The 13,757-nt window shown below is 38.6% G+C and carries 13 protein-coding genes; 7 read left to right on the forward strand and 6 right to left on the reverse strand.

Annotated features, from left to right (window positions below):
* Positions 1-141: 141 nt before the first annotated feature.
* From MHH87_RS03860 to MHH87_RS03870, 3 genes are read left to right on the forward strand one after another with little or no spacing between them, the layout of a single operon-like run.
* Positions 142-2,475, forward strand: a complete 2,334-nt coding sequence (locus tag MHH87_RS03860) for a hypothetical protein (RefSeq protein ID WP_340748011.1) — start codon at positions 142-144, stop codon at positions 2,473-2,475.
* Positions 2,468-3,403 (forward strand): ABC transporter ATP-binding protein, encoded by a 936-nt coding sequence (locus MHH87_RS03865; protein ID WP_340748012.1) that lies wholly within the window; start codon positions 2,468-2,470, stop codon positions 3,401-3,403. The genes MHH87_RS03860 and MHH87_RS03865 overlap by 8 nt, the downstream gene beginning before the upstream one ends.
* A complete protein-coding gene (locus MHH87_RS03870; RefSeq protein WP_340748013.1) occupies positions 3,400-4,218 on the forward strand; it encodes an ABC transporter permease in 819 nt (272 codons plus the stop codon). The genes MHH87_RS03865 and MHH87_RS03870 overlap by 4 nt, the downstream gene beginning before the upstream one ends.
* Positions 4,219-4,269: 51 nt before the next feature.
* Here the strand turns inward: MHH87_RS03870 and MHH87_RS03875 are convergent, their stop codons facing one another.
* Positions 4,270-5,460, reverse strand: a complete 1,191-nt coding sequence (locus MHH87_RS03875) for an MFS transporter (protein ID WP_340748014.1) — start codon at positions 5,458-5,460, stop codon at positions 4,270-4,272.
* Positions 5,461-5,820: 360 nt separating this feature from the next.
* On the opposite strand from MHH87_RS03875, the gene MHH87_RS03880 reads away from it, so the two are divergent.
* Positions 5,821-6,801 carry an MBL fold metallo-hydrolase gene (locus MHH87_RS03880; protein WP_340748015.1) on the forward strand — a complete coding sequence of 327 codons (981 nt, stop codon included), beginning with the start codon at positions 5,821-5,823 and terminating at the stop codon, positions 6,799-6,801.
* 188 nt (positions 6,802-6,989) lie between these two features.
* Here MHH87_RS03880 and MHH87_RS03885 read toward each other — a convergent pair whose 3' ends face one another.
* From MHH87_RS03885 to MHH87_RS03905, 5 genes are read right to left on the reverse strand one after another with little or no spacing between them, the layout of a single operon-like run.
* Entirely contained in the window at positions 6,990-8,066 is a 1,077-nt protein-coding gene (locus tag MHH87_RS03885) for an ABC transporter substrate-binding protein (RefSeq protein ID WP_340748016.1), read from the reverse strand.
* Positions 8,063-8,863 carry an ABC transporter permease gene (locus tag MHH87_RS03890; protein WP_340748017.1) on the reverse strand — a complete coding sequence of 267 codons (801 nt, stop codon included), beginning with the start codon at positions 8,861-8,863 and terminating at the stop codon, positions 8,063-8,065. Before MHH87_RS03890 ends, MHH87_RS03885 begins: the two co-directional genes overlap by 4 nt.
* On the reverse strand, positions 8,863-9,669 hold the full coding sequence (locus MHH87_RS03895; protein WP_340748018.1) for an ABC transporter permease: 807 nt from the start codon (positions 9,667-9,669) through the stop codon (positions 8,863-8,865). Before MHH87_RS03895 ends, MHH87_RS03890 begins: the two co-directional genes overlap by 1 nt.
* Positions 9,659-10,762, reverse strand: coding sequence for an ABC transporter ATP-binding protein (locus tag MHH87_RS03900; RefSeq protein WP_340748019.1), 1,104 nt, complete (start codon positions 10,760-10,762; stop codon positions 9,659-9,661). Before MHH87_RS03900 ends, MHH87_RS03895 begins: the two co-directional genes overlap by 11 nt.
* A 17-nt stretch (positions 10,763-10,779) precedes the next feature.
* A complete protein-coding gene (locus MHH87_RS03905; protein WP_340748020.1) occupies positions 10,780-11,322 on the reverse strand; it encodes a helix-turn-helix domain-containing protein in 543 nt (180 codons plus the stop codon).
* Positions 11,323-11,744: 422 nt separating this feature from the next.
* Between MHH87_RS03905 and MHH87_RS03910 the strand changes: the two genes are divergently transcribed.
* From MHH87_RS03910 to MHH87_RS03920, 3 genes are all read left to right on the forward strand, one after another.
* A complete protein-coding gene (locus MHH87_RS03910) occupies positions 11,745-12,287 on the forward strand; it encodes a peroxiredoxin (RefSeq protein ID WP_340748021.1) in 543 nt (180 codons plus the stop codon).
* A 152-nt stretch (positions 12,288-12,439) separates the two neighbouring features.
* Complete coding sequence (locus MHH87_RS03915) at positions 12,440-12,907, forward strand: redoxin domain-containing protein (protein WP_340748022.1); 468 nt, start codon at positions 12,440-12,442, stop codon at positions 12,905-12,907.
* A gap of 140 nt (positions 12,908-13,047) precedes the next feature.
* The gene (locus MHH87_RS03920; RefSeq protein WP_340748023.1) at positions 13,048-13,707 is read left to right on the forward strand and encodes a potassium channel family protein; all 660 of its coding nucleotides are present in this window, start codon (positions 13,048-13,050) and stop codon (positions 13,705-13,707) included.
* The last annotated feature ends 50 nt before the right edge of the window (positions 13,708-13,757 follow it).

Below are 13,757 nucleotides of genomic sequence, written 5' to 3' on the forward strand. Positions count from 1 at the left end.
CGATTTTTTAGTTTGTTGTTTAAGAACATCATCTCGCTCTAATTTAAGATGAGGTGGGTATTTCTAATGAACTTTCTGTATTTTATGGAACTTATTGTACTGCGAAACGTACAGATAAGTAGATGAAAGGGGAGGTGCAGTGTGAAAAAATATTTCATAGCGTTCATCATTGTTTTTCTATGTATGCCTGCTGCGTTAGCATCAGCTAGCTTTACCATTAATGCGCAATACGGGTTTGAAGGAAAAGGACGTTTTAATACGACGATACCCGTAACAGTCATTATAACGAATGAGGGAGAAGATTTTTCCGGACAGCTTGTTACAACGTTTCCAGAAAGTTATCAGCTTCAAACAGGGCAAGTATATCCGCTAACAATTGAGGCAGGAGAAACAAAGAAGCTTCAGTTCTTTCTTGCCAACTACCCAGAGCAACACTATTACAATAATCAAGGTGAGTTTTTTCATATATTCAAAGGGGATATAGAGAGTGGTCAAAAAGTAAAGGACGTAACAATTAATGAAGTAAAACCGACGATGTACGGAATAGATTCAAACGTCATTGCTACATTTGACAATGAAGTTATTGCATCCGCGTTACAAAAATTACGTTCACTAAATAAAGAAATACCGATTGAAGTAATAGCGCTAAATACAGACGTAGAGGCGTTACCAGAAGATGTACGTGAATTAGCAATGTTTTCTACCATACTGCTGGATAATACGGATTTTTCTAACCTGTCATTGGCCCAACAGGAAACATTATATGAGTGGGTTGAACAGGGGGGGCAGTTAGTCACAGATGGCAGTATCGATGAATCGGTGTTTGCAGAAGACGCAGCATTAGCCTATGAATCCGGTCAAAAACTCCTGACAACTAAACAACTTCATACATTCGCAAAAGACGGCACATTTTATGAAGATATTAATGTACAGCAAGTTAAGGTACAGGATGATGCAACGTCATTTGAAGTTGACGGAATTATTTTAGGGGCGAATCATCCAATAGGCAAGGGCATGCTCATCCAAACAGCCTTTCCATTGAGCGCTGCACCACTTGTTGAAATGGATGGCTATGCAAATGTTATCAATGAAATGCTGCAGTTTAACCAGCACCAGTTCAACTTATCAGGGACAACAATTCATGATGAAATTGCCAATCAAATGGCCGATGTCAATGAGTTATTTCCATCGTTTGCGTTTTCTACATGGAAAATTATCGGCGTATTAGCGCTTTATGTTTTACTCATTGGACCTCTCCTATATTTGGTGCTGAAAAGAAAAGATAAACGTGAGCAAGCATGGTGGATTATTCCAGCCATTTCTCTTGTATTTTCAATCGCCTTTTTCTTCTATGGGGCAAAAGATCGCCTCATTAGTCCACAACTACAACAATCAGCTGTCTGGAAAGTAATGGATTCAGGTTCAGAGCAATATTTTATTCAATCCGTTCTCGCAAATAAAAGTGGAGACTTTACGTTTAAACTTCAAGGAGAAACGACAGCTGCGGCTTACAAAATGGGCGAGGTACAATTAGCAAATCCAAATAAAGAAAAATGGGGCTATGTGGAACAGACAGAAGATGGATCTCAAATTACATTAAAAAACGTAAATTACTGGGGCGTGCAATCTATTGTCGGTTATACGAAAACAAGTGATCAACAAAAATTTGACATTCAGCTGCAAAACGACAATGGCCATCTTACGGGTACGATTACGAATACTTTTGCAGTAGATATAGAAAACGTTCAACTTTGGACAGGAACAACATTTATTAAACTTGGGTCACTGCAGCAAGGTGAAACGATAACGATAGATGAACAGATTGTATCAACAATCTTATTACCTGTTTCGACGTTACGTAATAATTATGACTCGGCGATTCGTGTGGAAGAATTAGCAGAAAAACGCTACGAACGCTTACTTAGTTTTGCTCATTCAACGATGTATAGCGAACAGCTACCTGCAATAATTGGGGAAGCGAAACATGCAAATATTGGTGGGGAATTACTGGGGAAAGCGTCAATAACATCATCCACATTAATTGTACAGCCGCTTGATGTACCAACAACTTTCTCAGGCAGTGTTACGTTAACTAATGATGCATTTACACGAGAGCTAACCTCGAAAATGTACGAGGGCCATCCAGAAAAAATCATATCTGAGGAAGATGGACGTTATTTTGAAAATGGAGAGTACACATTACGCTACAGTTTACCTGCAACGATAAAGAATGTAGAGATAGATTGGGAACATTTATCGCTGGCGTTAACAGAACCACGCATCTCGATGAAAATTTACAATGGTACAACAGAGAAATTTGAGGACATCTCAGCCAATTATTCCTCTACGAATGCACATGATTATATATCAGATAAAGGCCAGATTGAGTTGCAGCTAATTTATTCTTCCGATGACTACGGAGATGTAGCGCAATTGCCAAAACTTACGCTGAAAGGGGAGAAAAGCCATGATTGAATTTCAGCAAGTAACAAAAAAATATGGAAACTTTACTGCACTGGATCAACTTCAACTAACGATTGAGGCCGGCACAATTTTTGGCTTTGTTGGGGCAAACGGGGCAGGGAAATCAACCGCCTTCTCGATTATAGCCACATTGCTGCAGCCAAGCGCTGGTGATGTAATCGTAAACGGCAAAAGTGTTGTACAGGATGGTGCGGCAGTACGTGCTCAGATAGGTTATATGCCTGACTTTTTTGGAGTTTATGATCAATTAAAGGCAGAGGAGTATTTAGATTTTTACGGTGCAGCATACGGCCTATCAACAGCGGAACGAAAGGAACGGATTCCTGAACTGCTGCAACTCGTTCGGTTAGCAGAAAAACGCCATGTCTATGTGGATGATTTATCGCGTGGTATGAAGCAGCGCTTATGCTTAGCACGTTCACTCATGCATAATCCGCAAATACTAATTTTAGATGAACCGGCTTCGGGCTTAGATCCACGTGCACGCGTGGAAATGCGCGATATTTTAAAAGATTTGAAACGTGATGGGAAGACGATATTAATTTCTTCTCATATTTTGCCAGAGCTTGCGGAGATTTGTGATGAGATTGGTGTGTTGCATGAAGGGAAACTTATTGCACAGGGGAATATTCGTTCAATTCAGGCGCAGCTTCAAGGTGAAGTGTATATTACGGTGAAAATTATCGGGGAGCTACTGGATGCAACTGCATTTTTTGCGGCACATAAGCTAGTAGAGCGTTTAGAAAGCAATGATTTTGAAAGAACAATTTCATTTGCCTTTGCAGGTGATGAGTTACAGCAAGCCGAACTGCTAAAGCAGGCAGTCCTCGCAAATATTGTTATGACTGCATTTGAAGTGCAGGAGAAGGATTTAGAGGATGTCTTTATGACAATTACGAAAGGGGCGAATGACGAATGAAAGATAAACCATTCAATCCTGTATTAATGAAGGAATTAAAATTGCGTTTTCGAAATGCGAAAAGCTTTTCAGGCATTGTCTTCTATTTATTAGCATTAACAGTGTTTATTTTTGCGTATTTGGCAATTGTCACCGGCTTTATCAATAGTGGCTTTTTCCGCCCGTCAGAAAGCTTTATTTTATTTTGCGCCTTAACCGTGCTGCAAATGGGGCTTGTCTTATTTATGACACCAGCGCTAACAGCTGGAGCAATTAGTTCAGAGCGTGAAAAACAAACGTTAAATATATTACTGACGACAACACAAACTTCGTCACAAATTATTATTGGCAAGCTATTATCATCCATTGCCTTTTTGCTACTTATTTTATTTGCGACGATGCCATTGTATAGCTTAGTGTTTCTATTTGGAGGCATCTCACCTAGTCAGCTACTCTCTGTGTTTTTTTTCTTTATTTTAACGGTATTTGCGATTGGTAGCTTGGGGATTTTATTTTCAACGATTACGAAGAAAACAGTTGTATCGATGATTAGCACTTACGGAGCAACGATTTTCCTGACGGTGTTTACGTTTATCTTTTTCATCGTAGGGGCAACGAAAACAAACGGGGAGACAACTTCACTATTATCCTATTTTTGGATTAGTATTAATCCATTTGCTGTTGTGCTGTCTATTTTATCGCCGGATGTTACGATGGCGATTAATGAAGTGACACAAATAACACAACCGTCGTGGATCCTTTATACGGTCGTTTATTTAGTCATCGCGATTGTCAGCGTGCTAATAGCTATTCGTCAATTGCGCTCTTCAAAATGATAAAAAAACTGGCATGTGAAGTTGCTAAATTTCACATGTCAGCCTAGACGGTTATTTACTTGGCGCCTGCATTAAATGCGGCGCTTTTTTTGATGTCCATAAAAACGCTAAAATGAAGCATGACACTAAAACAACTGTTCCTAAAATATAGGGGGAATCTCGGTTCCAGTCGAATAATATACCAGCCAGCGCGGGTCCGAACATATTACCCAAGCTCATATAAGCGTTATTCATTCCGGCAGCAAAGCCTTGTTCAGGTCCCGCTAACTTAGAAATTAACGTATTGACGGCTGGGCGAATAAAGGTCGTTGCTACAGAGAATAAAGTTGCCACAACTAAAATGACGAAGAAGCCATTTATGTAAATGACTAATAGCATCGTGATGGCAGCAAGTAATAAATTCGCTAAAATGACCTTCATTTCACCGAAGCGTATGAACAGTTTATTAATGACAAACATTTGTAAAATGACTCCGGCAAAACCACCAACCGTTAAAATAATAGCGATGTCGGTAGGGGTATAACTAAATTTAGTGCTTAAATAAAGTGATAAAGTCGCTTGGAAATTCGAAATACCAAAGCTAAATGTAAAGACAATGATTAAAAATACGAAATAGGAAGTTTTTACAGAGCGTGCTAACTGTTTGACTAAGTTTTCACGTGTTGTGTCTTGTCCCACTTGCCCTTTAACATTTGGTAGGAATTGCGCAGAAAAAATGGCTGCAAGAAGTGCTACTGCCCCAGCTAAATAAAAAGGGAATGTTAAATCTACATTTGCTAAAAAGCCACCAACTCCCGGCCCAATCATAAAGCCGAGTGACATCGCCGCACCAATCATACCCATTCCTTTGCCGCGCTCCTCATACGTTGTAATATCCGCAACAAAGGCCATAATCGGCGGCATGATAAACGCCGCACCAACGCCACTTAAGAAGCGAGCAAGGAATAAAATCCAAACTTCAGAGGCAAATCCAAATAAGATTTGTGAAAAACCGTAGACGATCAGCCCCCCAACAATAAGTAATTTGCGTCCGTGACGGTCAGAAAGATCTCCTGCAATGGGTGAGAATAAAAACTGTGCAAGAGCAAAACCTGCAATTAAGAAGCCCAACACTTGTCCGCCAACACCAAATATTTGTAGATATGCCGGCATGACAGGCACAATAATCCCTATGCCGCCCATCGTAATGAACATATTAAACATTAATATATATAAAGCTAGTTTATTCGTTTTTTGCTCCATAAAGTGCCTACTTTCCTTAAATATGTTCAGATTACAATAAATTCTACCATAAGTTGTTGGCAACAGCTATTTTTTGTGGTTTATATAGGGAAATACGTTTTTTTGAGCAAGTAGTATTTATACAGTAATTTACTATTGTGGACAATGGCGGAGAAGTCCTAACAAACCTTTGAGATTTCTCCACATAATAGTATATTGTGCTGCTAAATCGGCATTTCTTCAATTGGAGGTTCTATAGTTGTGGTAGGAGAAATTCCTGTAAATATTCCCCTATAAAACAGCGGTTATACCTGTAGGGGCGCATAAATAGAAGTTACTGGGAAACGCCTATCAAATAAAGTCTAGGGGATGGGGAAGTAAGTGTTAGAGCTATTTAAAGTAGGAAAAAAGACGGTATATCCAATTATTTATGACGTTAATTACGGTCAAATGAAATCAATCAATTGCTATTTATTGGATGATGGTGACAAACTGACGCTAATCGATGCTGGGCTTCAACATGAGAAATACATTGAATTTTTTGATGCAAAGCTAGCGGAGTATGGTTTTACATTTGAATCCATTGACCAAATTTTATTGACGCATCATCATGAGGATCATACAGGACAAGTGAATCGAATTATTGAGCACAAGGCCATGCCGGTGTTTGCGCATCATTTGGCTATTGAACGTGTGCATTTTGAGCAAGTATATTTACATAAAAAGCAGGATTTTTTTATACGATTATATGAGGAATATGGTTGTTCAAATTTTGCGAGTGAGCGCTTTAAAAAAATGGCTAATACCTTACTACAAAGGGATAAATTAAAACTAACAACGGATGTGCAACCTTTATATGCAGATGACTTAATTTGCGGCATGAAGGTTATTGAGGTACCTGGACATTCGCCTGATTCAATTGTTTTTTATGACGAAGAGACGAAATGGCTATTTGCTGGAGATCTCGTATTAAAATCAGGATCGACGAACGCATTAATTGATTTTGATGAAAAATTACAGCTATTACCGACAGTAGCGCAATACGAAGAATCACTAAAACGGTGTAGAAAGCTAGCTACAAGTGTAGTATTTGCAGGCCATCAAGCCCCTTTTTCGAATCATGCAGAAATTATTGAAAAAAATCTTGCACGTATCGCGAGGAAATATGAGCGCATCGTTCGAGTTGTTGAAAATGGGCATCATCAAGCGATGGACATTGCCCATGCTTTGTACGGTGAAAGGTTAGAAAAAGAATTTTCATTGATCATGTCTGAAGTAATTGGCTATTTATATTATGCGGAAAGGCAATGTAAACTTTCCAAAACGATGAAAGACGGCGAATGGGTTTTTAACGTCAAATAAGAAAAGCGCAGAATGCTCGTTAAAGCATCCTGCGCTTATTATAAGAGATAAGAAAGTATAACTTTTTGATAATGTCTAGGCATTCGCGCCGCACGCTCGAGGTCCTGGCGAAAGTGGTGGGGCGTTTACTTTCGCTTCGGGCTCGCAAGCAGCTTACCCGCGTGCAAACGGGCGCGAATGCGCTTTTCTTAGCGAAGACTCATTTTAAATTCTAAGAAATATTCATTAAATTTACCTAGCCATTCAAGACCAAGGTTTTCGTATACTTCTAAATGATCGCGTAGCTCCTCACTTGGATAGAATCGCTCGTCTTCGATAACTTCTGGATCCATTAAGTCCATTGCGGCTTTATTTGGTGTAGAATAACCAACATAATCCGCATTCTGAGCTGCGTTTTCAGAATCTAACATGAAATTAATGAACGCATGTGCGCCGTCAATATTTTTTGATGTTTTTGGAATGACCATATTATCAAACCATAAATTAGAACCTTCTTTCGGTACGGCAAAGTTTAGTTCTTCATTTTCCCACATCATATCGGCTGCTTGGCCTGACCAAATAAGGGCCACTGCTGCTTCATTATTCACCATTAACGGTGTAATTTCGTCGCCGATAATTGCTTTTACGTTTGGCGATAACTCGATTAATTTATCCGTCGCTTGCCGAAGAAGGATGTCATCTTTAGCGTTTAGTGATTCACCGATTGAGTTTAGACCCATGCCCATTACTTCACGTGAGCCGTCAACTAGGAAAACTTTACGCTTTAATGATGCGTCCCATAAATCATCCCAAGATTCAAATGTTAAATGCTCCTCGATTAAGTTCGGATTATAAACAATACCAACCGTTCCCCAAAAATAAGGGATAGAGTACTCATTTCCTGGGTCAAAAGCTAAATCTAAAAAATATGGATCGATATTATTCAGGTTCGGAACTTTTGATAAATCAAGCGGAATTAATAAATCGTCCTCTTTCATTGATTCCACAGTGTACTCAGATGGCACGGCAATGTCGTAAGCTGAACCACCCTGTTGTACTTTTGTCATCATCGCTTCGTTAGAATCAAATGTTTCATAAGTAACCTTTATCCCTGTTTCTTCTTCAAATTTATCGATTAATTCTGGATCGATGTATTCGCCCCAGTTAAAAACTGTTAATGTATTTGCACTACCTTTACTACCAGTCGATTGCATTTGATCGGCCACCACAAATAGTAGGGCGCACGCAATAACAATGGCAATCGTTGCTTGAATTAACTCTCTCATCGATGCCCCTCCGTTCCTGTAGATTTTGAACGGCTATTAATGAAGTAGTAGCCGACTACGACTAATACAGTGATAAAGAATACTAAGCCTGAAATTGCGTTTACTGTTAATGAAATGCCAGCCCGTGCCATGGAGTAAATTTCTACAGATAATGTACTGAAGCCATTACCCGTAACGAAAAATGTAACAGCGAAATCATCTAATGAATACGTCATGGCCATAAAGAAGCCAGCAAATATACCTGGTGAGATATACGGTAAAATAACACGTACTAATACATCTCGCTTCGTCGCACCTAAATCGCGTGCTGCATCAATAAGTGACGTATTCATTTCCAATAATTTTGGTAAAACCATTAATACAACGATCGGTACGCTGAACGCGACATGTGATACAAGTACCGATGCGAAGCCCAGCTTAATGCCAATCATCGTAAATAAAATTAAGAAGCTCGCCCCGATAACAACATCTGGGCTTACGATTAAGACATTGTTAAGTGATAATAGCGTGTTGCGCATTTTTTTATTTTTAACAGAGATAATCCCAATTGCCCCAAGCGTTCCAATAATTGTTGCGATTAAGCCTGAAAGCAGTGCAACGATTACTGTATTAAGTAAAATAACGATAAGGCGTGAATCCTCAAAAACAGCCTTGTAATGCTCTAACGTAAATGATTCAAAGCTGTTCATAGTGCCGCCACTATTGAATGAATAAAAAATTAAATAGAGAATCGGCGCATAAAGTACAACAAAAACAAAAACTAAATAAGCTTTCGAAGTAGCGGATAAATTTTTCATTATACGCGTCCTCCTTTAGACTTTTGACCTGTAAAGATCATTGTAATCACCATGAAGAAAATTAAGAACACAGCAATTGTCGAACCCATTCCCCAGTTTTGCGAAACAAGAAATTGCTGTTCAATGGCAGTACCTAGTGTGATGACTTGGTTTCCCGCAATTAAGCGTGTAATCATGAATAGTGATAGGGCAGGAATGAACGTTACTTGAATCCCTGCTTTCACACCGTCAACTGTTAATGGGAAAATGACACGACGGAATGTTATAAAGCTTGATGCTCCTAAGTCACGCGCTGCATACACAAGCGTCGGATTTAATTTATCAAGCGAGTTGAAAATCGGGATAATCATAAACGGAATAAAAATGTAAACCGATACGAAGACAAAACTAAAGTCTGTAAATAAAATTTGCGTTGGATCAAAGCCTAATACTTCAATCACGGCATTTATCGGACCATAAAGACCGAAAATCCCGATAAATGCATACGTTTTTAGCAGTAAGTTAATCCATGATGGAATAATAATTAGCATAAGCCATAAACGTTTATGCTTCGTTTTAGTTAATAAATAAGCTGTAGGGTAAGCGAAAATTAATGTAAATAAGGTAATTAAAAACGCATACCAAAAGCTACTTAATGTCATTTTTAAATAAACCGGTGAGAAAAACTTTTGATAGTTAGCAAGCGTAAAGTTCCCATTAAGGTCAAGCATTGAATAGTAAACGACTAACGCAATGGGTGCGATAACGAATAATGCGATCCATAGAACATAAGGAATTAATGCGCCTTTTGAATTTTTACTCTGCATGCTCGTCGTCTCCGTAAGATTCTAAACGCTTATCGAAATCTTCTTCTGTTTCGTTCAAGCGCATCACGTGAATCGCCTCTGGATCGAAGTCTAAACCGATTTCTGCACCTACTTCTGCCTTTTTCAGTGAATGTACTAGCCATTCATTGCCGTCTATATCATAAGTTGAAATCTCATAGTGCACACCGCGGAATAATTGCGTATCTACTTTTACGATTAATTTTCCTTGCTCGATTGTCGTAATTTCTAAATCCTCTGGGCGAATGACGATATCAACTCTTTCATTCGGATTTAAACCTTGGTCAACACATTCAAATGTTTTCCCTGCGAAACGTACTTTGAAATCTTCAATCATGGCACCGTCAACGATATTTGATTCCCCGATAAAGTCTGCTACGAAGCGGTTAATCGGCTCGTCATAAATATCTACAGGTGTACCAGATTGCTTAATTTCACCTTCAGATAAAACGAAAATTTCATCACTCATCGCCAATGCTTCTTCTTGGTCATGCGTTACAAAGACGAATGTTTTGCCAAGGCGCTGCTGTAATTCTCGCAATTCATATTGCATCTCTGTACGTAATTTAAGATCAAGTGCTGATAATGGCTCATCTAATAAGATAACTTCTGGATCGTTGACGATGGCACGCGCAATCGCAACACGTTGACGCTGCCCACCAGACATTTCAGAAATTTCACGGTTACCGTAGCCTGCTAAGTTAACGAATTTTAACGCCTCTAATACGCGCTCTTGTACTTCTACTTCTTTTACTTTTTTAATACGTAAACCAAATGCCACGTTTTCAAATACATTTAAATGGGGGAATAGTGCATAGTCTTGGAATACTGTATTTACTTGTCGTTCATTTGCGGGAATATCATTAATGCGTTTGCCATTAAAAAATATATCGCCACTTGTCGCATCCGTAAAGCCTGCGATAATGCGTAAAATTGTTGTTTTACCGCAACCAGATGGACCTAAAAGTGTGTAGAACTTCCCTTTTTCGAGCTCGAAATTTATATTTTTTAAAACAACTGTACCGTCATCATATGATTTTTTGACGTTTTCAAAACGAATAATTGTATTATCCATCAAAGAACCTCCTAAATTTATAAATAAGATTGGGACGCTACAAGTAGCAGTTTAGTGATGCCGTTATGTGCATTGAAAATTTGGTGGTGGGATGAAGCTTCATAATATACAGCATTTCCTTCACTAGCTATATATTCTTCATTCCCTATTACGACACGAATACGCCCGTTTAATACATAAATGAATGTTTCGGATAATGAAGGGTCAAACTGTTTGAACTCAGCATCTTTTTGCAACGTTAAAAAGACCGGCTCCATTTCCTTCTCATTGGATGTCGGAATTAACCACTCAATTTCATACTTTTTTTCGCTATCAATAAAGCTTGTTTGATCGTCCTTCGTAAATACGATTTTTTCATTCCCAGGCTCATCATCGAAAAAGTCCTTTGGTGTTGAACCAAGAACTTCCAGTAAATTGAATAATGTTTCAATGGAAGGGGAGTTTAAGTCGCGCTCTAGTTGTGAGATATATCCTTTAGTTAAATCTGTGCGTTCGCCAAGTTCTTCTTGCGTTAAGCCCTTTTTTAACCGGAGTGCTTTTATTTTCGTTCCAATTTGCATATATTTTAGCTCCTCTTATAGTTTAGTAATTTTAAACTCCTAGTATTCAAAGTTTACTTTTACAAAACTTTAAGTTTATTAATGCAACGATAATTATACATAATAAATTTTGAATTTCAAGTATAATACAGTAGGAAAGGCCAAAAAACTAAAAAACATTGAAATTTAATGATTTTATGGTTGTATGGATGAAATTGAGTAGATTCTAGAAGAATTGAGTCGAAATGCAATGAAAAATGACATTGGTTTGTATTAACGAAGATAAAAGGTAGTATTTTCTTTATTGAATATCAACATTTCGACAAAAAGTTGTCAAAAATTGATGTGATTATTTAAAAAAACACTCTAAAATATAGAAAAAAAATAGAAAACTTGGTATGTTGAGAGATGGATTAAATAATACATAGTTGGAGGGAATATAAATGGCAGAACGTATGGTTGGCAAACAGGCACCACGATTTGAGATGGACGCTGTGCTTGCGGATAAAACTTTCGGTAAAGTTTCTTTAGAAAAAAATATGGCAGAAGATAAATGGACAGTATTATTCTTCTATCCAATGGACTTCACATTCGTATGTCCTACAGAAATTACTGCGATGTCTGATCGTTACGACGAATTCGAAGACCTAGATGCTGAAGTAATCGGCGTTTCTACAGATACAATTCACACGCATTTAGCATGGATCAACACGGACCGTACACAAAACGGCCTTGGTCAATTAGCATACCCACTAGCTGCTGATACAAATCATAAAGTAGCAACTGACTACGGTGTGTTAATTGAAGAAGAAGGCATTGCATTACGTGGACTATTCATCATCAATCCAGAAGGTGAGCTACAATATCAAACCGTATTCCATAACAATATTGGTCGTGATGTAGATGAAACACTACGCGTGTTACAAGCATTACAAACGGGTGGACTATGCCCGGCTAACTGGCGTCCAGGTCAAGCAACTCTATAATCTTCGACATGCTTGAAAACTGTAAATAATTTGATAAAGTATTGTTTTGTACCTGTCGCTGTGCTTTCGGTACAGAAAAGAGGGTGTCTCAGTTCCCTTATGAGACACCCTCTTTTCACAACATACATATGCTATATTGAGGAGGCAATAATATGAAATTACGTGCAGAAATGCCTGAACTTACAGGGGCTTCAACTTGGCTGAATAGTAAGGCCATTACAAAACAACAATTAGTGGGGGAGAAACCAACACTAATTCATTTCTGGTCAGTAAGCTGTTATTTATGTAAAGAAGCAATGCCAGAAGTGAATGCATTCCGTGATCAGTACAAAGAAGAACTGAACGTTATTGCCGTTCACATGCCGCGTGCTTCAGAGGATACAGATTTAGCTAAAATTAAAATGATTGCGGCAGAACATGACATTACGCAGCCGATTTTTGTAGATAATGATATGAAGTTAACGGATGCTTTTGACAATCAGTACGTTCCTGCGTACTACGTGTTTGATAAATCGGGCGTCCTTCGTCATTTCCAAGCTGGTGGAAGCGGCATGAAAATGTTAGAAAAACGAGTGAATCGTGTATTAGATGAAATGCGTATTGAGAAAAAACGCTCATAAAATCAAGGCGGGGCCCAGTGCACCGTCTTTTTCTGTGTTTAAGAACATCATCTCGCCCTATTTGTGCCTTTCTAATTTTGCATAAAGGGTGGAAATTGATGTAAACTGAGGGCAATGGGGAAAAATCCGGAGGGAAGAACATGAAAAAAGAATTCGTAGTAATTGGCCTTGGTCGATTTGGTGGTAGTATTGTTCGGGAACTTGTCAAACAAGGAGCTGCTGTTATGGCAATTGATTCCCATTCTGAACGTGTCGATGAGTTTGCGCAAATTGCCACGCAAGCAATTGTAGCAGATACAACAGATGAATCGGTTATTAAATCACTTGGTATCCGGAATTTTGAGCATGTCATTGTCGCGATTGGGGAGGATATTCAGTCGAGTATTTTAACGACACTTATTTTAAAGGAGTTAGGTGTTCCGCAAATTACAGTAAAAGCTCAAAATGATTATCATGAAAAGGTGCTCCGTAAAATTGGAGCGGACTTTGTCGTCCATCCGGAACGGGATATGGGGATTCGAATTGCGAATAATATGATGTCGAATAATGTTCTTGATTATTTAGAGCTATCCGAAGAGCACTCAATTATGGAAATAAAAGCGAATGAGCGCATTGCGGGAAATTCGTTAATTCAGCTCGATATCCGTGTGAAATACGGTATTAATATTGTTGGGATTAAGCGTGGGAATATAATTATGATTTCTCCAGCTGCGACAGAAAAGATTGAAGTAGGGGATATTTTGCTTGTCATCGGAGCTGATATTGATATTAATCGCTTTGTGAAGAAAGCCATGGGGTAAATGAAAAAAGCGTTGCTGACCAAATTTGGCCGGCAACGCTTTTGTTCTTC

Source organism: Solibacillus sp. FSL H8-0538 (assembly GCF_038003525.1).
GTDB lineage: Bacteria > Bacillota > Bacilli > Bacillales_A > Planococcaceae > JBBOPI01.